The sequence below is a fragment of the Tateyamaria sp. Alg231-49 genome (assembly GCF_900143535.1).
Lineage (GTDB): Bacteria > Pseudomonadota > Alphaproteobacteria > Rhodobacterales > Rhodobacteraceae > Tateyamaria.
On record NZ_FRFA01000001.1, the window covers coordinates 353,278 to 371,240 of the forward strand.

Consider the following 17,963-nt stretch of genomic DNA (forward strand, 5'->3'; position numbering starts at 1 on the left):
GCGCAAGCGGTTGGCATAAATGCACCACCCAAGCGGGCCACCCATTGCGCCCGCGTTGGTTCATTGGGTCAAAACTGCTATATCGACAGGCGAATAAAAGCGGCAATCACGCCTCTGACCAAATCGCAAAGATGCCATGTTTCACGGCTAAACCCGGCTCGAAAAGGAAGTCTCAGACCCATGGCCGATCCGTTTCTGTCAGAGATCAAATATCTGGGCGGTGCCAACCTCGACTTCATCGAAGTTGCGGTTGATGTGGGCTATGACGTGTCAGATTTGGTTCTGACCATCTACAATTCAAACGGCTCGATCAGAAGTTCAAGCAACCTTTCGGTGCTGACCCCAACCACCGTGAACGGCAAAGATGTTTACCTGATCGAAAACGGGGATGCCACGAACTTTAACGGCGTGGCCCTGTCGAACGCGGTGGCGTTGAGCGAAAACGGCACCGTTTATTCCTTTGTGTCCTTCAATGATACCGTTGGCGGCGTGACCGCAACGGAAGGTCCCGCAAGCGGGACAACCTCTGATGAGATTGGCATCGCCGGAGCAGGCTCATCCCTGGAAACAGACGATGGCGGGACGTCCTACTTCACCCAGACAAACCCAAACCCCGGCAGCGTGCCCTGCCTGACAACAGGGGCTAAAATTCAAACCAGTCATGGCTTAGTCAAGGTTGAAGACCTCAAGTCAGGGGCGCATGTCTACACGTTTGACGGGGTCCACAAACCGCTGAGAAAAATCTTTAAACGTGCCATCAGCAAGGATGAACTGAACCAGAATCCACGGCTCTATCCGGTGCGCATATGCGCGGGCGCCTTGGGGCCGGGCCTCCCGTCAGAGGACCTGTTGGTGTCGCGCCAGCACAGAATGGTGGTGTCATCTCCCATCGCCAAACGCATGTTCGGCAGTGCCGACGTGCTGGTTGCGGCCAACAAACTGACTTCGCAAAAGGGCATTTTTGTCGACACCTCTGTGTCCTCTATCGAATACTTCCATCTGTTGTTTGATGCGCACGAGATCATCTTTGCAGACGGCGCACCAACCGAAAGCCTGTTTCTTGGGGCCGAAGCGATGAACACCCTGCCCACAAAAATTCTCAATGAAATCAGGCGGATATTTCCCGGCATCAAGTTGCCGCTCGAAGACGCGTCTTCGAAACTTTATATACCGACCAACCGGCGACAAACAAAGCTGGTCGAAAGACACCTAAAGAACCAAACACGTCTGGTCACCGCCCTTTAAGAGGCGCAGGCAAGGTGCGTTGATCCTTACCGTTGCGCTTGTATCCTCGGGCGAGCGCCCTAATCCACCAAGCCCAACTGTCGGGCAATGGTGACGCTGTCGTAGTAATCGCGCCCTTCAACCACCATCCCATCCTTGACCCGCATCACCGAACAGTACCGCACCTCGGCCCGTTTGCCCGTAGCCGGGAAATCCCCAAGGCTAGAGCGCAGTGTGCCCTTGTGCGTTCCGGTGTTGCGAAACTCGACCGTCGCCCACTCTCCACACTGGCTCACGATGACGTTCTCAACCTTGCACAGCCCATCCGGAAACGCCTCGCGCCAACGATAGTAGTCTTCTTTGTATGCCTCTTTCCCGGTGAGTTTTTCGCCGCGCGCAATATCTTGGAAATCACAATCATCCGCGATGACCTCTGCACCCCGATCCGGGTCGCGCATGTCCCAGGATTCGTGAAACTGGCGGACTGTCTTTTCAGTGGGATGCATCGGATGTCGTCCTTTGGAGTGGGTCAAAGATCTGGTCTTCGCCGACCTTTAGCACAGACAGATGAGCGGAGTCTGCCAGCGCCGCACAGCCCTTGCCCTAATCTGTCCTGTGCTGGGGACTGCTCTTGATTCCCAACCTGCACTGTAACGCCCTGATGGAAGAAAACCCTGCATCCTGCGTCGCGTTTCTATGCGGGAAACATGAACAATAGGTTAATCCACCTCTGTAAGCCATTGATTTCACGTGTCCCTCGTCGTGTCCCAGCGTGGGACACTCCAGAGGCCCAAGCCCAGCAAATACCCCTAGACTCCCCTGCTCTCATTTCCGATGATCCGATGGAATTCAAAACGGGGACTGTTGCCATGAAGACCTTTCTCACCGCCACCCTTCTGACCCTCACCGCCTCCGGCGCCTTTGCCGCGGGCCATTGCTCGGCGGGAAAAACCCTGACCGAAGGGACCCTGACAATCGCAACGGGCAACCCCGCCTACTATCCGTGGGTCATCGACGACGCCCCCGAAGCCAAACAAGGTTTCGAAGCCGCCGTCGCCTATGCCATTGCAGCCGAAATGGGTTTTGCCGACAACGCCGTCACATGGGTGCGCACCTCTTTTGACGAGGCGATCCAACCCGGCGCCAAGAATTTCGATCTCAACATGCAGCAGTTTTCGATCACCGCAGACCGTGATCGCGTCGTTGATTTCTCAGCTCCCTACTACACCGCCCCTCAGGCCGTAATGACGACAGTCGAGGCCGTCGATGCGGGGGCAAAGCCGACCATGGAAAGCCTTAAGGCCATGAAGTGGGGCGTCGTTGCATCCACGACCGCCCTGCCCGTGGTAACGGAAACGATCCAACCCACCCAATCGCCGCTCGTTTATGACGACAACGCCAACATCACGGCCGCCATGCAGGCGGGCCAGATTGACGCTGCACTGTTTGATCTGCCCACCGCCCTCTTCACCGCAGCTGTCCTGATGGACAATGGCGTGGTTCTGGGCCAGTTCGATGCGTCGGCGGCCGAAAGCCCCGATCAGTTCGGGGCGCTGATGCCAGAAGGGTCCGCTCTGAAAGAGTGCGTCGACGAAGCCCTCGCCGCACTGACGGCAAGCGGCGAACTGGCTGCCATCGAGGCCGAGTGGCTGCAAGCCGCTGTCGGAGTACCTCTGATCAAGTGACCACACGCCGCGCCGCCTATGAGGCCCGGCAGCGCCGCCGGGCCAACCTGCTTGCCGGGGGCAGCACGGCTGTCGTGCTTATCCTGTTGATTGTCCTCGTGCCGCTGGCACCGGGGTGGGAGGGCGTACAGGCGTCCTTTTTCAACGCCGAGATCTTTGCCCGCACATTCCCCGATCTGCTGAGTGCCTTCCTTATCAATATAGCCATCTTTGCATGGTCTGTGCCCCTGATCGCAGCCCTCGGTCTGGCAATCGCTTTGGCGCGCGGCGCGCGGGCGCCTGTGCTGTTTCCCCTGCGCATTTTCGGGGCCATCTATGTTGATTTGTTTCGCGGCATTCCGGTGGTCCTGCTGGTGTATCTGGTGGGCTTTGGAATTCCGGGGCTTGGACTGCCGCGCCCTTGGAATTCGCCCTATATCTGGGGCACGGTGGCGTTGGTCCTGACGTATTCGGCCTATGTCGCCGAAGTCCTGCGTTCAGGCATCGAAAGCATTCACGAAAGCCAGCGCAACGCCGCTGTCTGTCTGGGGCTCAGCGAACGGGACACCATGCGTTATGTAGTGTTGCCCCAAGCCATCCGACGGGTGGTCCCGGCCAACATGAACATGCTCGTGGCCCTGCAAAAGGACGTCGCCCTGCTGTCTTTTATTGGACCTGTCGAAATCCTGCGGCAAGCCGGTATCTTCAAAAGCCTACTGGCCAATTTCACGCCCTATGTCGCCGCGGCAGTGATCTTTCTGTGCGTTACCGTGCCCGCCACGCGCTACGCCGACTATCTGATGAACAGGGACCGCAATGCCAGAACCTAGGCTCGCGCTCAGAGGCGTGAAGAAGAGCTTTGGCGACGTCGAGGTGCTTCACGGGATCGATCTGGCGGTAAACCCGGGCGAAATGGTGTGCCTGATTGGTGCGTCCGGGTCAGGCAAATCCACATTGTTGCGGTGCATGAACGGGTTGGAGCCAGTGGATGATGGAGAGGTGCGCCTTGACGGGGTCGACATCGCCGAACCCGGCTTTGATCTCGCCCCGATCCGCCAAAAGATCGGGATCGTCTTTCAGTCCTTCAACCTCTTTCCTCATATGACGGCCTACGACAACGTCGCACTCGCACCGCGCCGCGTTCTGGCCGAGGACGCAAGGACACGGATTGAGGCGCTGTTCGAACGCTTTGGTCTGGCAGCGCATATGGGCAAGTATCCCGATCAACTGTCGGGCGGGCAACAGCAACGGGTGGCGGTGATCCGGGCGCTTGCCATGCGGCCGCAGACGATGCTTTTTGATGAAATCACGTCTGCACTCGACCCTGAGTTGGTGGATGAGGTACTGGATGTGCTGCGATCCCTGCGCGATGACGGGATGACAATGGTTCTGGCCACGCACGAAATGGGATTTGCCCGCGAACTGGCCGATCGTATCTGCTTTATGGACAAGGGTGTGATCGCGGAAGAAGGCGCTCCGGATCTGATCTTTTCCACCCCTCAAAGGGAACGCACCAAACAGTTTCTCGCGTCAGTCCTGCGCTGATGTCGCCACTTTATCTGCGCCCCGTGGAGCCAGTCTGACTTGGGAAAAACCTGTCAGTAAAGATTCCAGTCATCCGTCTCGGCCAGCGAGCCGATGGACGTCCACGCCACGCGCACCCGGGCAACGCGAGTGTCCCCCCAAGTACGAAAAACCAGATCAAAACCTTCTGCCGAAACCGCGTCGGCGGACACATCCGCGCGCAGCGGTGTTTTGGTGTCCACATCCCACATAGAAATAGAGACCTGGACAGATGGTGCCGTTTGGTACTTTTCAGAGAATTCAATGCGGCGACGCCGCTCACGTGGCCCACGCCCCGTCCACATCTCACCATCGTTTTCAAAATCCGAAAACAGAATGACATCGCCTTGGTCGATGCCGATCAGATGGTTCTCTAGTCGCTTCATAAGGTCGTCGTCTCAAAATCGTCAGGTCATCAACTTGGCTACTTTGATGCACCTAACAAAACAAAACGGCAATATTGGGACTGCGCATAAAAAAGGGCCCTGACAAAGGTCAGGGCCCCTTTTTCAACTGTCGCGATAAAACGGCTTACAGGCTCGGCGATTTGGTGCTCAAACCGATTTCAGAACCCACGGCAACAATGTCCGCCATCAATTTGGCTGCATCATCAACCGGGCCGGAATTACCGTCCGCCGCTTGCTTGGCGCGGTTGTAGGCGTCCTGCACCTCGTCGAACATCGCGTCCATGTCGTCTTGGGTCATGTCAGTCTTTGCCACGGCCCGTTCAGCAAGAACCGAAACGCCTTGCGTCCCAATCTCGGCAAAGCCACCGGTGACAACATACTCATGCGTGTTGCCACCCACCTCAACCCGTAGAACACCGGGGCGCAGGGTCGTGATGGTCGGGGCGTGATCCGCCATGACCGTCATATCACCGTCCGCGCCGGGGATTTGAACCGAAGCTGCATCCATGGACGCCAGTTCGCGTTCGGGCGACACAAGATCAAATTGCATAGTCTTCTCCTCATTTGAACGCTTGGGTCAGACCCGTGCGCCCGGAGGTTGATCGGAGATGTAAGGCGGGGATATCCCCCGCCCCGCACATTAGGCTGCGTCAGCAGCCATTTTCTGAGCCTTGGCAATCACTTCCTCGATGCCGCCAACCATGTAGAAGGCGCCTTCGGGCAAGTGATCGTATTCGCCGGCCACAACCGCCTTGAACGAGGCAATCGTGTCTTCCAGCGGAACCTGAACACCGTCAGAGCCGGTGAAGACCTTCGCCACGTCAAATGGCTGGGACAGGAAGCGCTGGATTTTACGGGCGCGGGCCACGGTCAGCTTGTCCTCTTCGGACAGTTCGTCCATGCCGAGGATCGCGATGATGTCTTGCAGCGATTTGTAGCGCTGAAGTATCTGCTGAACGTCGGACGCCACCTTGTAGTGCTCTTCACCCACAATCTGCGGGTCCATCAGGCGCGAGGAGCTGTCGAGCGGGTCCACAGCCGGGTAGATACCCAGTTCGGAAATCGCACGGGACAGAACGGTTGTCGCGTCCAAGTGGGCGAATGTTGTCGCAGGTGCTGGGTCGGTCAAGTCATCCGCAGGCACGTAGACCGCTTGGATCGATGTGATCGAACCGGACTTGGTCGATGTAATCCGTTCCTGCATCTGACCCATGTCAGTCGCCAGTGTTGGCTGGTAACCCACCGCCGAAGGAATACGGCCGAGCAGAGCCGAAACTTCGGAGCCCGCTTGCGTAAAGCGGAAGATGTTGTCGACGAAGAACAGAACGTCTGTGCCGGAGGCATCGCGGAACTGTTCGGCCAGTGTCAGACCGGTCAGAGCAACACGCGCACGCGCTCCGGGAGGTTCGTTCATCTGGCCGTAGACCAGAGCAACCTGGCTTTCTTCAAGGTTGTCGGGCTTGATCACGTTGGATTCGATCATCTCGTGATAAAGGTCGTTGCCTTCACGCGTCCGCTCACCCACGCCCGCGAACACGGAATAGCCCGAGTGCACTTTGGCGATGTTGTTGATCAGTTCCATGATCAGAACGGTCTTGCCCACGCCGGCACCGCCGAAGAGGCCGATTTTACCGCCTTTGGAGTAAGGTGCGAGCAGGTCAACCACCTTGATGCCTGTCACCAGAATTTCGGATTCTGTCGACTGCTCGGCAAAGGCCGGTGCGTCTGCGTGAATGGGGCGGAATTCTTCGGCGCCCACCGGGCCACCTTCATCGACCGGCTCACCGACGACGTTGAGGATACGGCCAAGTGTTTTGGGGCCCACGGGCACCATGATCGGGCCGCCTGTGTCCACAACTTCCTGTCCGCGCACGAGGCCTTCGGAGCTGTCCATCGCGATGCAGCGCACGGTGTTTTCGCCCAGGTGCTGTGCAACTTCCAACACCAGCTTGTTGCCGTTGTTGTCGGTGGTCAGCGCGTTCAGAATTTCCGGCAGGTGATCACCGAACTGCACGTCGCAGACGGCCCCGATGACCTGTGTGATTTTGCCTTTAGCGTTTGCCATGTTTCGTCTCCGGTTTTTCTTATAGCGCTTCCGCGCCGGAAATAATTTCGATCAGCTCGTTCGTGATGACGGCCTGACGCGAGCGGTTGTACTGAATGGTCAACTGATCAATCATATCGCCCGCATTGCGCGTTGCGTTGTCCATCGCGGACATGCGCGCGCCCTGTTCAGATGCGCCGTTCTCCAGCAGAGCTGAGAAGATCGCAGTGGCCACGGCCCGGGGCAGAAGGTCGGCCAAAATCGCCTCTTCATCCGGTTCGTAGTCATAAAGCGTTTCGCCCGCTTCGTAATCCTCAGGGATCGCAAAGGGGATGATCTGCTGCGCCGTCGGGATTTGCGTCACAACGTTCTGGAAGCGGCTGAAAAAGATCGTTGCCACGTCGAATTCCAACGCATCAAAGCGACCCAGTACGTCCTTGGCGACACCTTGGGCGTCCGCATAAGACATGCGCTTGACCTCGGACATATCCACGTGACCAACGAACGCATCGCCAAAGTCACGTTTCAACTGGTCCCGGCCTTTTTTGCCGACAGTCAAGATTTTGACGGTCTTTCCAGCAGCTTGCAGCTCCTGCGCCTTGGTGCGCGCCAGCTTGGCGATGTTCGTGTTGAACCCACCGCACAGACCGCGCTCGGACGTCATAACCACCAGCAGGTGCGTCTGATCTGACCCCGTGCCGCTCAGCAGTTTCGGCGCGCTGTCCGATCCTGCCGCTGCAGACGCAAGCCCCGCCATCACGGCCGTAAACCGTTCAGCATAGGGGCGTGACGCCTCGGCTGCTTCCTGTGCCCGCCGCAGTTTCGCGGCGGCCACCATCTGCATGGCCTTGGTGATCTTGCGCGTTGATTTAACGCTCTCGATCCTGTTTTTCAGGTCCTTGAGATTTGGCATTGCCCGACCTCCAAATTAAGCGAAGGTCGAAGCGAACTCGTCAAGAACCGCCTTCATCTTGTCGACGTTCTCGCCGCCTTTGAATTTTGGATCTTCGTCCGAAATCCACTTGAGGAAGTCCGCCTTCTGGCTGCGCAGGAAGGCAAGCAAACCGGTCTCGAACTTGCCCACGTCACCGACGGGCAGTTTGTCGAGATAGCCGTTGGTGCCTGCGAAGATGACGCAAACAATCTCGGCGTTGGTCAGCGGTGCATATTGCGCCTGCTTCATCAACTCGGTCAGACGCGCACCACGGTTCAGCAGCTGCTGAGTGGCGGCATCAAGGTCAGAACCAAACTGCGCGAAGGCAGCCATTTCGCGATACTGAGCCAGCGACAGTTTCACCGGACCCGCAACAGACGACATCGCGTCTGTCTGAGCAGACGAACCAACCCGCGAAACCGACAGACCGGTGTTCACAGCTGGGCGGATGCCCTGATAGAAAAGTTCGGTTTCAAGGAAGATCTGACCGTCCGTGATCGAAATCACGTTTGTCGGAATAAAGGCCGACACGTCGCCGCCTTGGGTTTCGATGATCGGCAGAGCCGTCAGCGAGCCTGCGCCATTGTCTTCGTTCAGCTTGGCCGAACGCTCCAGCAAACGGGAGTGGAGATAGAAAACGTCACCAGGATAAGCTTCACGGCCTGGTGGGCGACGCAGAAGCAGGGACATCTGACGATAAGACACGGCCTGCTTGGACAAGTCATCATAGATGATCAGCGCGTGGCGGCCATTGTCGCGGAAGTGCTCCGCCATAGAGGTCGCGGCATAGGGTGCAAGGAACTGCATCGGCGCCGGGTCGGACGCGGTCGCGGCCACAACGATCGAATACTCAATCGCACCAGATTCTTCGAGCTTCTTCACCAGCTGCGCAACGGTCGAACGCTTTTGACCAACCGCGACATAGACGCAGTACAGCTTCTTGGACTCATCGTCGCCTGCGGCGTCGTTGTAGGATTTCTGGTTCAGGATCGCGTCCAGAGCCACGGCAGTTTTACCGGTCTGACGGTCACCAATGATCAGCTCACGCTGGCCACGGCCAATCGGGATCATCGCGTCAACGGCCTTGAGGCCCGTCGCCATCGGCTCGTGCACCGATTTACGCGGGATGATGCCTGGGGCTTTCACGTCCGCAACCGAACGCGCCTTGGATTTGATCGGGCCCTTGCCGTCCAGCGGATTGCCCAGACCGTCAACAACGCGGCCCAGCAGTTCGTCACCGACAGGCACGTCCACGATCGAGTTGGTGCGCTTAACAGTGTCACCTTCTTTGATGTCCCGGTCGGAACCGAAGATCACCACACCGACGTTGTCGGTCTCGAGGTTCAGAGCCATGCCCTGAATGCCACCGGGGAATTCAACCATCTCACCGGCTTGGACATTGTCGAGGCCGTAGACGCGGGCGATACCGTCGCCCACGGACAAAACGCGGCCCACTTCGGCCACTTCTGCTTCCTGACCAAAGTTCTTGATCTGGCCTTTAAGGATTGCAGAAATCTCTGCTGCTTGGATACCCATTTATCCGACCTCTTTCATTGCATTCTGGAGGGAAGAGAGCTTGGAGCGGATCGACGTGTCGATCATCTTCGAGCCCACTTTTACGATCAAACCGCCGATGAGGCTTTCATCGACGGAAGCATTAATAGTGACGTCCTTGCCCATACGGGCCTTGAGCGTCTTGGCAAGGCTTGCGCTTTGCGCCTTGGTCAGCGCCTTGGCGGATGTGACGTCCGCCGTCACTTCACCCTTGTCTTCGGCAATGGCCAGACGCAGCGCTTGCACGAGGTGTGGCACTACGAACAGACGGCGTTTGTCCGCCATCAGAGCCAGCGTGTTGCTCATCACCGATGTCAGTCCCGCCTTAGCGGCAATGGCTGTTACGGCGGCGCGCTGTTCATCGCGGCTGTAGAGAGGTGAATTGATCAGCGCATTGAAATCTGAACTCTCGGCCATGGCCGCGGTCAGGATTTCGATGTCGCCTTCAAGGCTCTTGACGTCACCTGCCTCTTTGGCAAGTTCATAGACAGCTGTGGCATAGCGTGCAGCGATGCCTGTGGAGATCGAAGCTGGTTCGGACACGTCCACCCTTTCGATGTCTTGGCCCCGAATTTGCGCCATGCTTGGCGGAAAACCGAGGGTGTTGGTTCGCCCGAAGAAACCCCCAAGCGATGAAATCAGGGGGGATGTAGCAGAGGGTGCGAGACCCCGCAACATATGTTCGTGAACACCCATTTCTTGGGTTATCAAGTGTTTTCAGCAGGTTAATCAAAGTGCGACCGTTTGGCCCGATGGGAATGTTAGAAATCTGTCGCAAAAGTCACGCTTTTGCATGCGATTCCGTTGGGCGCGGCCGACAAAGTGCTGAAAATCGAGGCTCTCGGCAAGGCCGTGCATTCGGATAATGCAGGAAAGACTCCGAAAAGGTCCCCCCACCCATATCCGACGGCCTTTTCTTCCGTCAAAGGCGCCCAAGACGGTGTGTCTGCAACCGGTCGGTCACACGCCTCCGGCGATTGGCGCAGGCACCCCTTGCGGTATTTTCTGCCGTTTGGCCTGCACAGGTTTCACCTTGCCCTTAGGCGGATAGACCAGCTTGGACGCCTCGACCATAAATGCGCCCCCTGCAATCATGCCTGGCATTGTGCGCCCCACCTTTTCAAACATCGCACCCGACTTCATCCATACTCGTTTAGTCGATGGGAACTGATAAAGCGCGCCCATATGCCGTTCGGGCAGGAATTGATGCTTGCGCAACTGCGTCTCAAGCTGACTGGCAGAATAGGGACGGCCAAATCCAAACGGCGTGCGATCGCGACGCGACCAGAGCCCGGCACGGTTGGGCACAATAAACAGCGCCTTGCCCCCCGGCCCCAACACCCGCCATGCCTCTTCCAAAAGATCAAAGGCGCGTTCGGATGTCTCTAGGCCATGCAGGATGATCAGCTTGTCCACATGCCCGGTCTCGATCGGCCACAGAGTTTCTTCGGTCAGGACAGAGACGTTCGTTCCATCCGGCGGCCATGGCATCACACCCTGAGGCCCGGGCATCAGCGCAATCACCCGGCGCGCGTCGGCGAGGAACGGGCGCAGTAGCGGTACAGCAAAGCCAAAGCCCGCTACGGTTTGCCCCTTGGCCTCTGGCCAGAATTCAAACACGCGGCGCCGCATAGACGACTGTGCCGCCCGCCCTAGGGCACTGCGGTAATAAAAGTTGCGCAGATCTTGTACGTCCAGATGCATCGGTCTCTTGCCCTTGGGTGGCTCACGGGCCACCTTTGCACTATACCTACTCCAAGAAAGCGCAAATGCCATGCCTCTCGAAATTCGCACGATCCCTTGCCTGTCGGATAATTACGCCTATCTCGCCCATGACCCGGACACCGGGGCCACGGCGGCAATAGATATTCCGGAGGCAGGACCGATCATCGCGGTGCTCGCCGAAACAGGTTGGACCCTGTCGGATATTCTGATTACGCATCACCATTATGATCATGTGGACGGGTTAGCCGACCTGCTTGCCGCCCATCCGGCACGGGTGATCGGGTCCGCAGCGGACGCGCACCGTTTGCCCACTCTCGATGTGGAGGTTAACGAAGGGGACACCGTCCGCATTGGCAACGAAATTGGCACGGTCATTGATGTGTCAGGCCACACGATCAACCATATCGCCTTTCACTTTCCCGATTCGGCAGCTCTGTTTACGGCCGACAGCCTGATGGCATTGGGCTGCGGGCGGGTGTTCGAAGGGACCAAGCCGCAAATGCACGCATCATTGCAAAAGCTGGCCGCCCTTCCGGGTGACACGGTTGTTTATTCAGGCCACGAATACACTGCCGCCAACGCAAAATTTGCGCTGACCATTGATCCCGACAATCCAGCACTTATATCGCGGGTCCGTGATGTGACCGAAAAACGCGCAAACGGCATAGCCACGGTGCCCTCACTTCTGTCCGAAGAGCTGGCAACAAACCCTTTCCTGCGCGCCAACGACCCTGCCGTCCAATCCCAAATGGGGATGACAGGTGCCAACGCCGCCGACGTGTTTACAGAAATTCGCACCCGAAAAGACAATTTCTGAGTGCGATTGCGCTAACAGCACGCCCACTTTGTTAACAAACACGCGACGATCACGCGATTTGTGAGCGTCAAGGCAAAGAAAAGCCTTGAAGACGCGCGCTGTTCAACCAAACTTAAACACATGAGGCCATGGTTGGTATGGGGTCTCGATATCCCTTGTGACCCCGGGCCAACCCCGATCGATAGGAGCACCGCTGTGCCTTCATTCTCGACATCACTCGAAAAAGCCATCCATCAGGCGCTTGCGCTGGCCAACGAACGCCGGCACGAATTTGCAACGCTCGAACATCTTCTTCTGTCGCTCGTCGATGAACCGGACGCACGCCGCGTAATGCAGGCATGCTCTGTCGACATTGATGAGCTGCGCGGAACGCTGGTCGAATTTGTCGATGATGACCTGTCCAATCTGGTCACGGATATCGACGGATCCGAGGCGGTGCCAACCGCAGCCTTCCAACGTGTTATTCAACGTGCCGCCATCCACGTCCAATCCTCCGGGCGCACCGAGGTGACGGGTGCGAACGTACTGGTCGCCATTTTTGCCGAACGCGAGTCAAATGCCGCCTACTTCCTGCAGGAACAGGACATGACGCGCTATGACGCGGTGAACTACATCGCGCACGGTGTGGCCAAAGACCCCGCCTTTGGAGAGGCGCGACCCGTGTCGGGCGCACCAGAGGCCGAGGAAGAACCGCAAGGTGTGACCGAGGGCGAGAAAAAAGAATCCGCGCTGGCCAAATACTGCGTGGACCTCAACGAAAAATCCCGCGAGGGCGATATCGATCCGCTGATCGGGCGCGATTCCGAGGTGGAGCGTTGCATTCAAGTGCTGTGCCGCCGTCGCAAGAACAACCCACTTTTGGTGGGCGATCCCGGCGTGGGCAAAACAGCCATCGCCGAGGGCCTTGCGCGCAAGATCGTTGCCGGTGAAACACCCGAAGTGCTCTCAGGCACCACAATCTACAGCCTTGATATGGGTGCGCTTCTCGCAGGTACCCGATATCGCGGCGATTTCGAAGAACGGCTAAAGGCTGTCGTGACCGAGCTTGAGGAACACGACGACGCGGTGCTGTTCATCGACGAAATCCACACCGTGATCGGCGCGGGTGCAACGTCTGGCGGTGCAATGGATGCCTCCAACCTGCTGAAACCTGCCCTGCAGGGCGGCAAACTGCGCACCATGGGCTCAACCACCTACAAAGAGTTCCGCCAGCACTTCGAAAAAGACCGCGCGCTGTCCCGTCGTTTCCAGAAGATCGACGTGAACGAGCCTTCGGTCGAAGATGCCACGAAGATCCTCAAAGGCCTCAAGCCCTATTTCGAGGATCACCACGGCGTCAAATACACCTCGGACGCGATCAAAACGTCCGTAGAATTGGCGAGCCGCTATATCAACGACCGCAAGCTGCCCGACTCGGCCATTGATGTGATCGATGAAGCCGGTGCAGCCCAGCATCTGGTTGTCGCCGCGAAACGGCGCAAGACGATCGGCACCAAAGAGATCGAGAATGTCGTGGCCAAAATCGCACGCATTCCGCCCAAGAACGTGTCCAAGGACGACGCCGAAACGCTGAAAGACCTTGAAGCGTCCCTTAAACGTGTCGTGTTCGGGCAGGACGACGCCATCGTGGCGCTGTCTTCGGCCATCAAACTGGCGCGGGCAGGTCTGCGCGAACCTGAAAAGCCCATCGGGAACTACCTGTTCGCAGGTCCTACCGGCGTGGGTAAAACCGAAGTGGCCAAGCAATTGGCGGATACGCTCGGCGTGGAAATGCTGCGGTTCGATATGTCGGAGTACATGGAGAAACACGCAGTCTCACGCCTGATTGGTGCCCCTCCCGGCTATGTCGGCTTTGACCAAGGCGGCATGCTGACGGACGGTGTGGATCAGCACCCGCACTGTGTGCTTCTGCTCGACGAGATGGAAAAGGCGCACCCGGATGTCTACAACATCCTGCTGCAGGTGATGGACCACGGCAAACTGACGGATCATAACGGCCGCACAGTCGACTTCCGCAACGTGATCCTGATTATGACGTCGAACGCTGGCGCTTCGGAAATGTCCAAAGCCGCCATCGGGTTCAACCGTGACCGGCGCGAGGGCGAGGACACGGCGGCAATCGAGCGGACGTTCACACCTGAATTCCGCAACCGTCTGGACGCGGTGATCAGTTTTGCGCCACTGCCGAAATCGGTGATCCTGCAAGTGGTCGAAAAGTTCGTGCTTCAGCTTGAAGCGCAGCTGATGGACCGCAACGTGACCATTGAGTTGACTAAGCCTGCCGCTGAATGGCTCGCCAACAAGGGTTACGACGACAAAATGGGGGCCCGCCCCTTGGGTCGCGTGATCCAAGAGTACATCAAGAAACCGCTCGCCGAAGAACTCTTGTTCGGCAAGCTGATGAAAGGTGGTGTGGTCAAGGTTGGCGTCAAAGGCGGCGAGCTGGACCTGAAACTGGAAGGCCCGGACAAACCGCGCCTGTCCGGAAACAAGCCACCACTGCTGACCGCAGACTGATGCGCACGGGCGCGCTTGCGTCCCTTTACATGATCCTTGTCGCAAACCCGCTTGCGGCAAGGGACATCCTCCTCACTCCCCCCATCGCCTGCGATCTGCAAGCCGACTGCTACATCCAGCAATATGTGGATCACGACTCATCGGACGCAGCGATGGATTTCCGCTGCGGGTCGCTGACCTACAACACCCACTCTGGCACCGACTTCGCGCTGCGCTCTATCGCGCAAATGGATCGCGGCATTGACGTAAAGCCTGCCGCCCCCGGCATAGTGCGCGGTACGCGGGACGGGATGTCGGACCAGATTTACACGCCTGAGCTCGCCGCAGAAATCGACGGACAGGACTGTGGCAACGGTGTTGCGATCGACCACGGCGGCGGATGGAGCACGCAATACTGCCACCTCAAGCAAGGCTCGATCACCGTGCGATCGGGTGACCGCGTGCGTCTGACAACGGTGCTGGGACAGGTCGGATTGTCAGGGCGCACCCAGTTCCCACATGTTCACATGACTTTACGCAAGGATGGCAAAGTCGTGGATCCGTTTGATCCGGATGGCCAAATCACCTGCGGCACCCCAAGCACGGAAACCCTGTGGCAAGAGCCGCCCCCTTACCGCCCTGGTGGCATCCTAACTGTCGGCTTTGCAGATGCAGTGCCAGATTTTGGTAACGTAATAGCAGGCACCGCCAGTGCGGACATCCTCGGCCCCGATGCACCTGCCCTCGTCGTCTTTGCTCACATTTTCGGAGGTCAGGAAGCGGATATCATCGCATTGCGCATCGACGGACCCAAAGGGATAGTCATGGACGAAACCGTGATCCTCGAAAAGGATCAGGCCCAGCTGTTTCGCGCTGTCGGCAAACGCCACCGCGTCGACTGGGACAGCGGATCCTATACCGGCACTGCCCGCCTGATCCGAAACGAACAGGTGATCAGCACGAAACAGAGCGTTGTGCGCATTCGGTAGGCCACACCTGTGAGACGCCCCTATTTTTCGGTAAACTTCATCTCAATCCGACGGTTTTGCGCGCGCGCTTCGGGCGTGTCCGCAAGGTTGATTGGCTGGTACTGACCAAAGCCGTTGGCCGACAATCGGTCCGGCGGAAGCCCCAAAAATTCTACCATATAGCGGACCACAGACAGGGCCCGCGCCTGGCTCAGCTCCCAGTTGTCGGCAAATTCACCGGTGCCCGACAACGGGATGTTGTCGGTATGCCCATCGACTTGCAGCACCCAATCAATGCCGGCAGGAATTTCACCAGCAATATTGCTGAGGATGCTCGCAATTTTTGTGATCTCGGCCTCGCCCAATTCAGACAGATCAGCGCCGCCCGGGGGGAACAAAACTTCGGAAGAAAACACAAATCGGTCCCCGACAATCTGTACCCCATCCTGCGTACCCAGAATATCGCGGACCCTGCCAAAGAATTCCGAGCGATAGCGCTCCAAATCCTGCGCCTCTGCCTCAAGCGCCTGCGCTTCTGCCTCAAGGGCTGCACGCTCCGCCTCGAGACGCGCGCGTTCGGCCTCTTCCAATTCGCGCCGCCGACGCTCTTCAGCAGCCACGCGGGCCAGCGCCGTGTTCAACTCAGAGCCCAAAGACTGCAACTGAACATCGCGCGCCGCATCCCGGGCCACGGCGTCATCCAGAAGGGCCTGCAACTGGCCCAACTGGTTGCGCAATGCTGCAACCTGCTGGTTCAGCAGTTCCGTTTGCCGCTGCGCTTCCAGCGTCGCAGCTTCCTCAGCAGTCAATGCTTCGCGCGCAGCGGTCAAAAGGGCCGCGCGTTCGTCTGCCGCTTTGTTGCTGTCGGTCAGCGCCGCCTCAGCGGCCGCTTTTTCTGCTAGCGCTGCAACCAACGCGGCCCGTACCTCCGCCGTGTCAGCACCAAGGCTCTCCATTTCGGTTTCTGCCGCCAGCTTGGCCGCCAATGCTGCGGCCAGTTGCGCGCGCACCTCTGAATTGTTGCTCCCCGCTGCATCGACATCAGCGAGGGCCGCATCGCGCGCGGCGATGGCAGAGGCCAGTTGGGTACGCAAATCGTTCAAATCAGCATTTTGGCCGGCCAACGCCCCTTCGGCTGCCGTGCGTGCCGCCAATGCCGCGGCAAGACGATCCCTTATGTCGCTCATCTCCAGATCAGAGGCGGCGATGCGGGCCTCAAGCGTCGTAAGGCGGGCCTCAAGTCGTGTCACATCTTCTACTGACGCAGCTCGGGCCGCCTGCGCGGTGTCCAGTTGCGCCCGCAATTCAGTCACATCTGCCTGGCTTTGCGCCAGCGCTGTTTGGGCCGCGCCCAAGTCAGTTAGCAACTCAGCGCTGGTCGTCGTGCCGTCATCCAAAGCCGCCTCAGCCGCTTGCAGGCGCAGTTCGAGTGACGCCGCAAAGGCAGTGCGCTCGTCCAACTGGCTTAAGGCCCGCGACAACTGCGATTCGAGATCGGCCGCCGCTGCCGCACCGCCTTCCGCGTCCAGCAAAGCTGCTGCCAATTGCGCTTCAAGGCTAGCGCGTTCGGTTGTCGCACTCAAAGACCGGGCCTCTGCCGCACTCAACGCAGCCAGCGCCGCGGCAAGATTCGTCTCCAATTGCTCCAACTCCGACTGCATTGCCGCAGCACTGCTCGACGTCGTCTCAACTGCCAAAAGCGCTGCCGCCAGTTGCGCATCCAGATTGGCTTCGGCGGCGCGTGCAGCGGCGAGCAGAGTCAATGTATCTTCGGCCTCCTGCCGTTGCGCCTCCAGCGCAAGCGTCATCGCCGTCAACTCTGCATCCGCATCAGCCAGCCGCGCGCGCAGCGCCTCTGCCGCCGCAGCCTCGGCCAGTCGGGCGACCTCTTCCGCACTTAGTGCGTCTTGGGCGTTATCCAGATCGGCCTGCAAGGCCGCAGCCTCGGCAGCACTGTCCGCATTCCGGCTCCGCAAATCCGCGATCAGCGCCTGCAAGGCATCTGTGCGCGCTGCAGCCAAGCGCGCAGCTTCAACCTGCGCATCAATTTCGGTCCGTGACTGCGCAAGGGCCAGATTTAGTGCCTCTTGCTCGGACAACAGGCGCGTCTGTTCACTCTCAAGCCCAGTGATCCGTTCCAACGCACCGTCGCGCTCGGAAATCAGAGCGGCAACCTGTGCCTCAAAACTCGTTATTCGGGTTTGCGCGGCGGTCAGCGCCTCGGCTTGGGCATCCCGCTCTGCACTCAACGATGCAATCAAAGCCGTTTGCTGTAGAACCTCTGCCTGCGCATCACTCAGCGTTGCGTTCAGCGATGTGACCCGCGCATCCAGTTGGTCGGCACGCTGCTCTTCCAGTCCCAATGCTTGCGCAAGGGTCGCGACTTCACCAGCCAATTGGTCAAGTTCAGTTTCCTGCCCGGTGATCGTTTCGCGCAGGACGAACTGCACCACCATGAAGATGGTCAAAACGAACATCAACACCAGCAAAAGGCCCGTCATCGCATCGACAAAGCCCGGCCAGATCGAGGCCTGAAACCGTTGCCCGGTGCGTCGCGATAACGCCAT

General features: G+C 58.5%; 16 protein-coding genes. 7 read left to right on the plus strand and 9 right to left on the minus strand.

What is annotated here, in order from left to right:
- Positions 1-180 precede the first annotated feature (180 nt).
- The gene (locus tag DHN60_RS01690; RefSeq protein WP_108835521.1) at positions 181-1,245 is read left to right on the plus strand and encodes a Hint domain-containing protein; all 1,065 of its coding nucleotides are present in this window, start codon (positions 181-183) and stop codon (positions 1,243-1,245) included.
- 59 nt (positions 1,246-1,304) lie between these two features.
- Here the strand turns inward: DHN60_RS01690 and DHN60_RS01695 are convergent, their stop codons facing one another.
- Complete coding sequence (locus tag DHN60_RS01695; RefSeq protein ID WP_108835522.1) at positions 1,305-1,730, minus strand: ester cyclase; 426 nt, start codon at positions 1,728-1,730, stop codon at positions 1,305-1,307.
- Between the two features lie 363 nt (positions 1,731-2,093).
- On the opposite strand from DHN60_RS01695, the gene DHN60_RS01700 reads away from it, so the two are divergent.
- Genes DHN60_RS01700 through DHN60_RS01710 form a run of 3 tightly spaced genes read left to right on the plus strand, consistent with a single transcriptional unit; the run spans position 2,094 to position 4,433 of the window.
- Positions 2,094-2,909: an ABC transporter substrate-binding protein gene (locus tag DHN60_RS01700; RefSeq protein ID WP_108835895.1), complete on the plus strand. Its 816-nt coding sequence runs from the start codon at positions 2,094-2,096 to the stop codon at positions 2,907-2,909.
- Positions 2,906-3,718 carry an amino acid ABC transporter permease gene (locus DHN60_RS01705; protein ID WP_108835523.1) on the plus strand — a complete coding sequence of 271 codons (813 nt, stop codon included), beginning with the start codon at positions 2,906-2,908 and terminating at the stop codon, positions 3,716-3,718. The genes DHN60_RS01700 and DHN60_RS01705 overlap by 4 nt, the downstream gene beginning before the upstream one ends.
- Positions 3,705-4,433, plus strand: coding sequence for an amino acid ABC transporter ATP-binding protein (locus DHN60_RS01710; protein WP_108835524.1), 729 nt, complete (start codon positions 3,705-3,707; stop codon positions 4,431-4,433). The genes DHN60_RS01705 and DHN60_RS01710 overlap by 14 nt, the downstream gene beginning before the upstream one ends.
- A 53-nt stretch (positions 4,434-4,486) precedes the next feature.
- Here DHN60_RS01710 and DHN60_RS01715 read toward each other — a convergent pair whose 3' ends face one another.
- From DHN60_RS01715 to DHN60_RS01745, 7 genes are all read right to left on the minus strand, one after another.
- Entirely contained in the window at positions 4,487-4,837 is a 351-nt protein-coding gene (locus tag DHN60_RS01715; RefSeq protein WP_108835525.1) for an H-type lectin domain-containing protein, read from the minus strand.
- A gap of 145 nt (positions 4,838-4,982) precedes the next feature.
- A complete protein-coding gene (locus DHN60_RS01720) occupies positions 4,983-5,408 on the minus strand; it encodes a F0F1 ATP synthase subunit epsilon (RefSeq protein ID WP_108835526.1) in 426 nt (141 codons plus the stop codon).
- A gap of 90 nt (positions 5,409-5,498) precedes the next feature.
- On the minus strand, positions 5,499-6,923 hold the full coding sequence (gene atpD / locus DHN60_RS01725; protein ID WP_108835527.1) for a F0F1 ATP synthase subunit beta: 1,425 nt from the start codon (positions 6,921-6,923) through the stop codon (positions 5,499-5,501).
- Positions 6,924-6,942: 19 nt separating this feature from the next.
- Positions 6,943-7,815 carry a F0F1 ATP synthase subunit gamma gene (locus DHN60_RS01730; RefSeq protein ID WP_108835528.1) on the minus strand — a complete coding sequence of 291 codons (873 nt, stop codon included), beginning with the start codon at positions 7,813-7,815 and terminating at the stop codon, positions 6,943-6,945.
- 15 nt (positions 7,816-7,830) lie between these two features.
- Positions 7,831-9,372, minus strand: coding sequence for a F0F1 ATP synthase subunit alpha (gene atpA / locus DHN60_RS01735; RefSeq protein ID WP_108835529.1), 1,542 nt, complete (start codon positions 9,370-9,372; stop codon positions 7,831-7,833).
- Positions 9,373-9,933: a F0F1 ATP synthase subunit delta gene (locus DHN60_RS01740; RefSeq protein WP_108835896.1), complete on the minus strand. Its 561-nt coding sequence runs from the start codon at positions 9,931-9,933 to the stop codon at positions 9,373-9,375. It abuts the gene before it with no gap.
- Positions 9,934-10,350: 417 nt separating this feature from the next.
- Complete coding sequence (locus tag DHN60_RS01745) at positions 10,351-11,094, minus strand: hypothetical protein (RefSeq protein ID WP_108835530.1); 744 nt, start codon at positions 11,092-11,094, stop codon at positions 10,351-10,353.
- 70 nt (positions 11,095-11,164) lie between these two features.
- On the opposite strand from DHN60_RS01745, the gene gloB reads away from it, so the two are divergent.
- The 3 genes from gloB (at position 11,165) to DHN60_RS01760 (ending at position 15,417) form a co-directional block, all read left to right on the plus strand.
- Positions 11,165-11,932, plus strand: coding sequence for a hydroxyacylglutathione hydrolase (gene gloB / locus DHN60_RS01750; protein ID WP_108835531.1), 768 nt, complete (start codon positions 11,165-11,167; stop codon positions 11,930-11,932).
- Positions 11,933-12,127: 195 nt separating this feature from the next.
- A complete protein-coding gene (clpA, locus tag DHN60_RS01755; RefSeq protein ID WP_108835897.1) occupies positions 12,128-14,449 on the plus strand; it encodes an ATP-dependent Clp protease ATP-binding subunit ClpA in 2,322 nt (773 codons plus the stop codon).
- Positions 14,450-14,478: 29 nt separating this feature from the next.
- Positions 14,479-15,417: a M23 family metallopeptidase gene (locus tag DHN60_RS01760; protein ID WP_234423483.1), complete on the plus strand. Its 939-nt coding sequence runs from the start codon at positions 14,479-14,481 to the stop codon at positions 15,415-15,417.
- Between the two features lie 20 nt (positions 15,418-15,437).
- Here the strand turns inward: DHN60_RS01760 and DHN60_RS01765 are convergent, their stop codons facing one another.
- On the minus strand, positions 15,438-17,963 hold the full coding sequence (locus tag DHN60_RS01765; RefSeq protein WP_108835532.1) for a peptidoglycan -binding protein: 2,526 nt from the start codon (positions 17,961-17,963) through the stop codon (positions 15,438-15,440).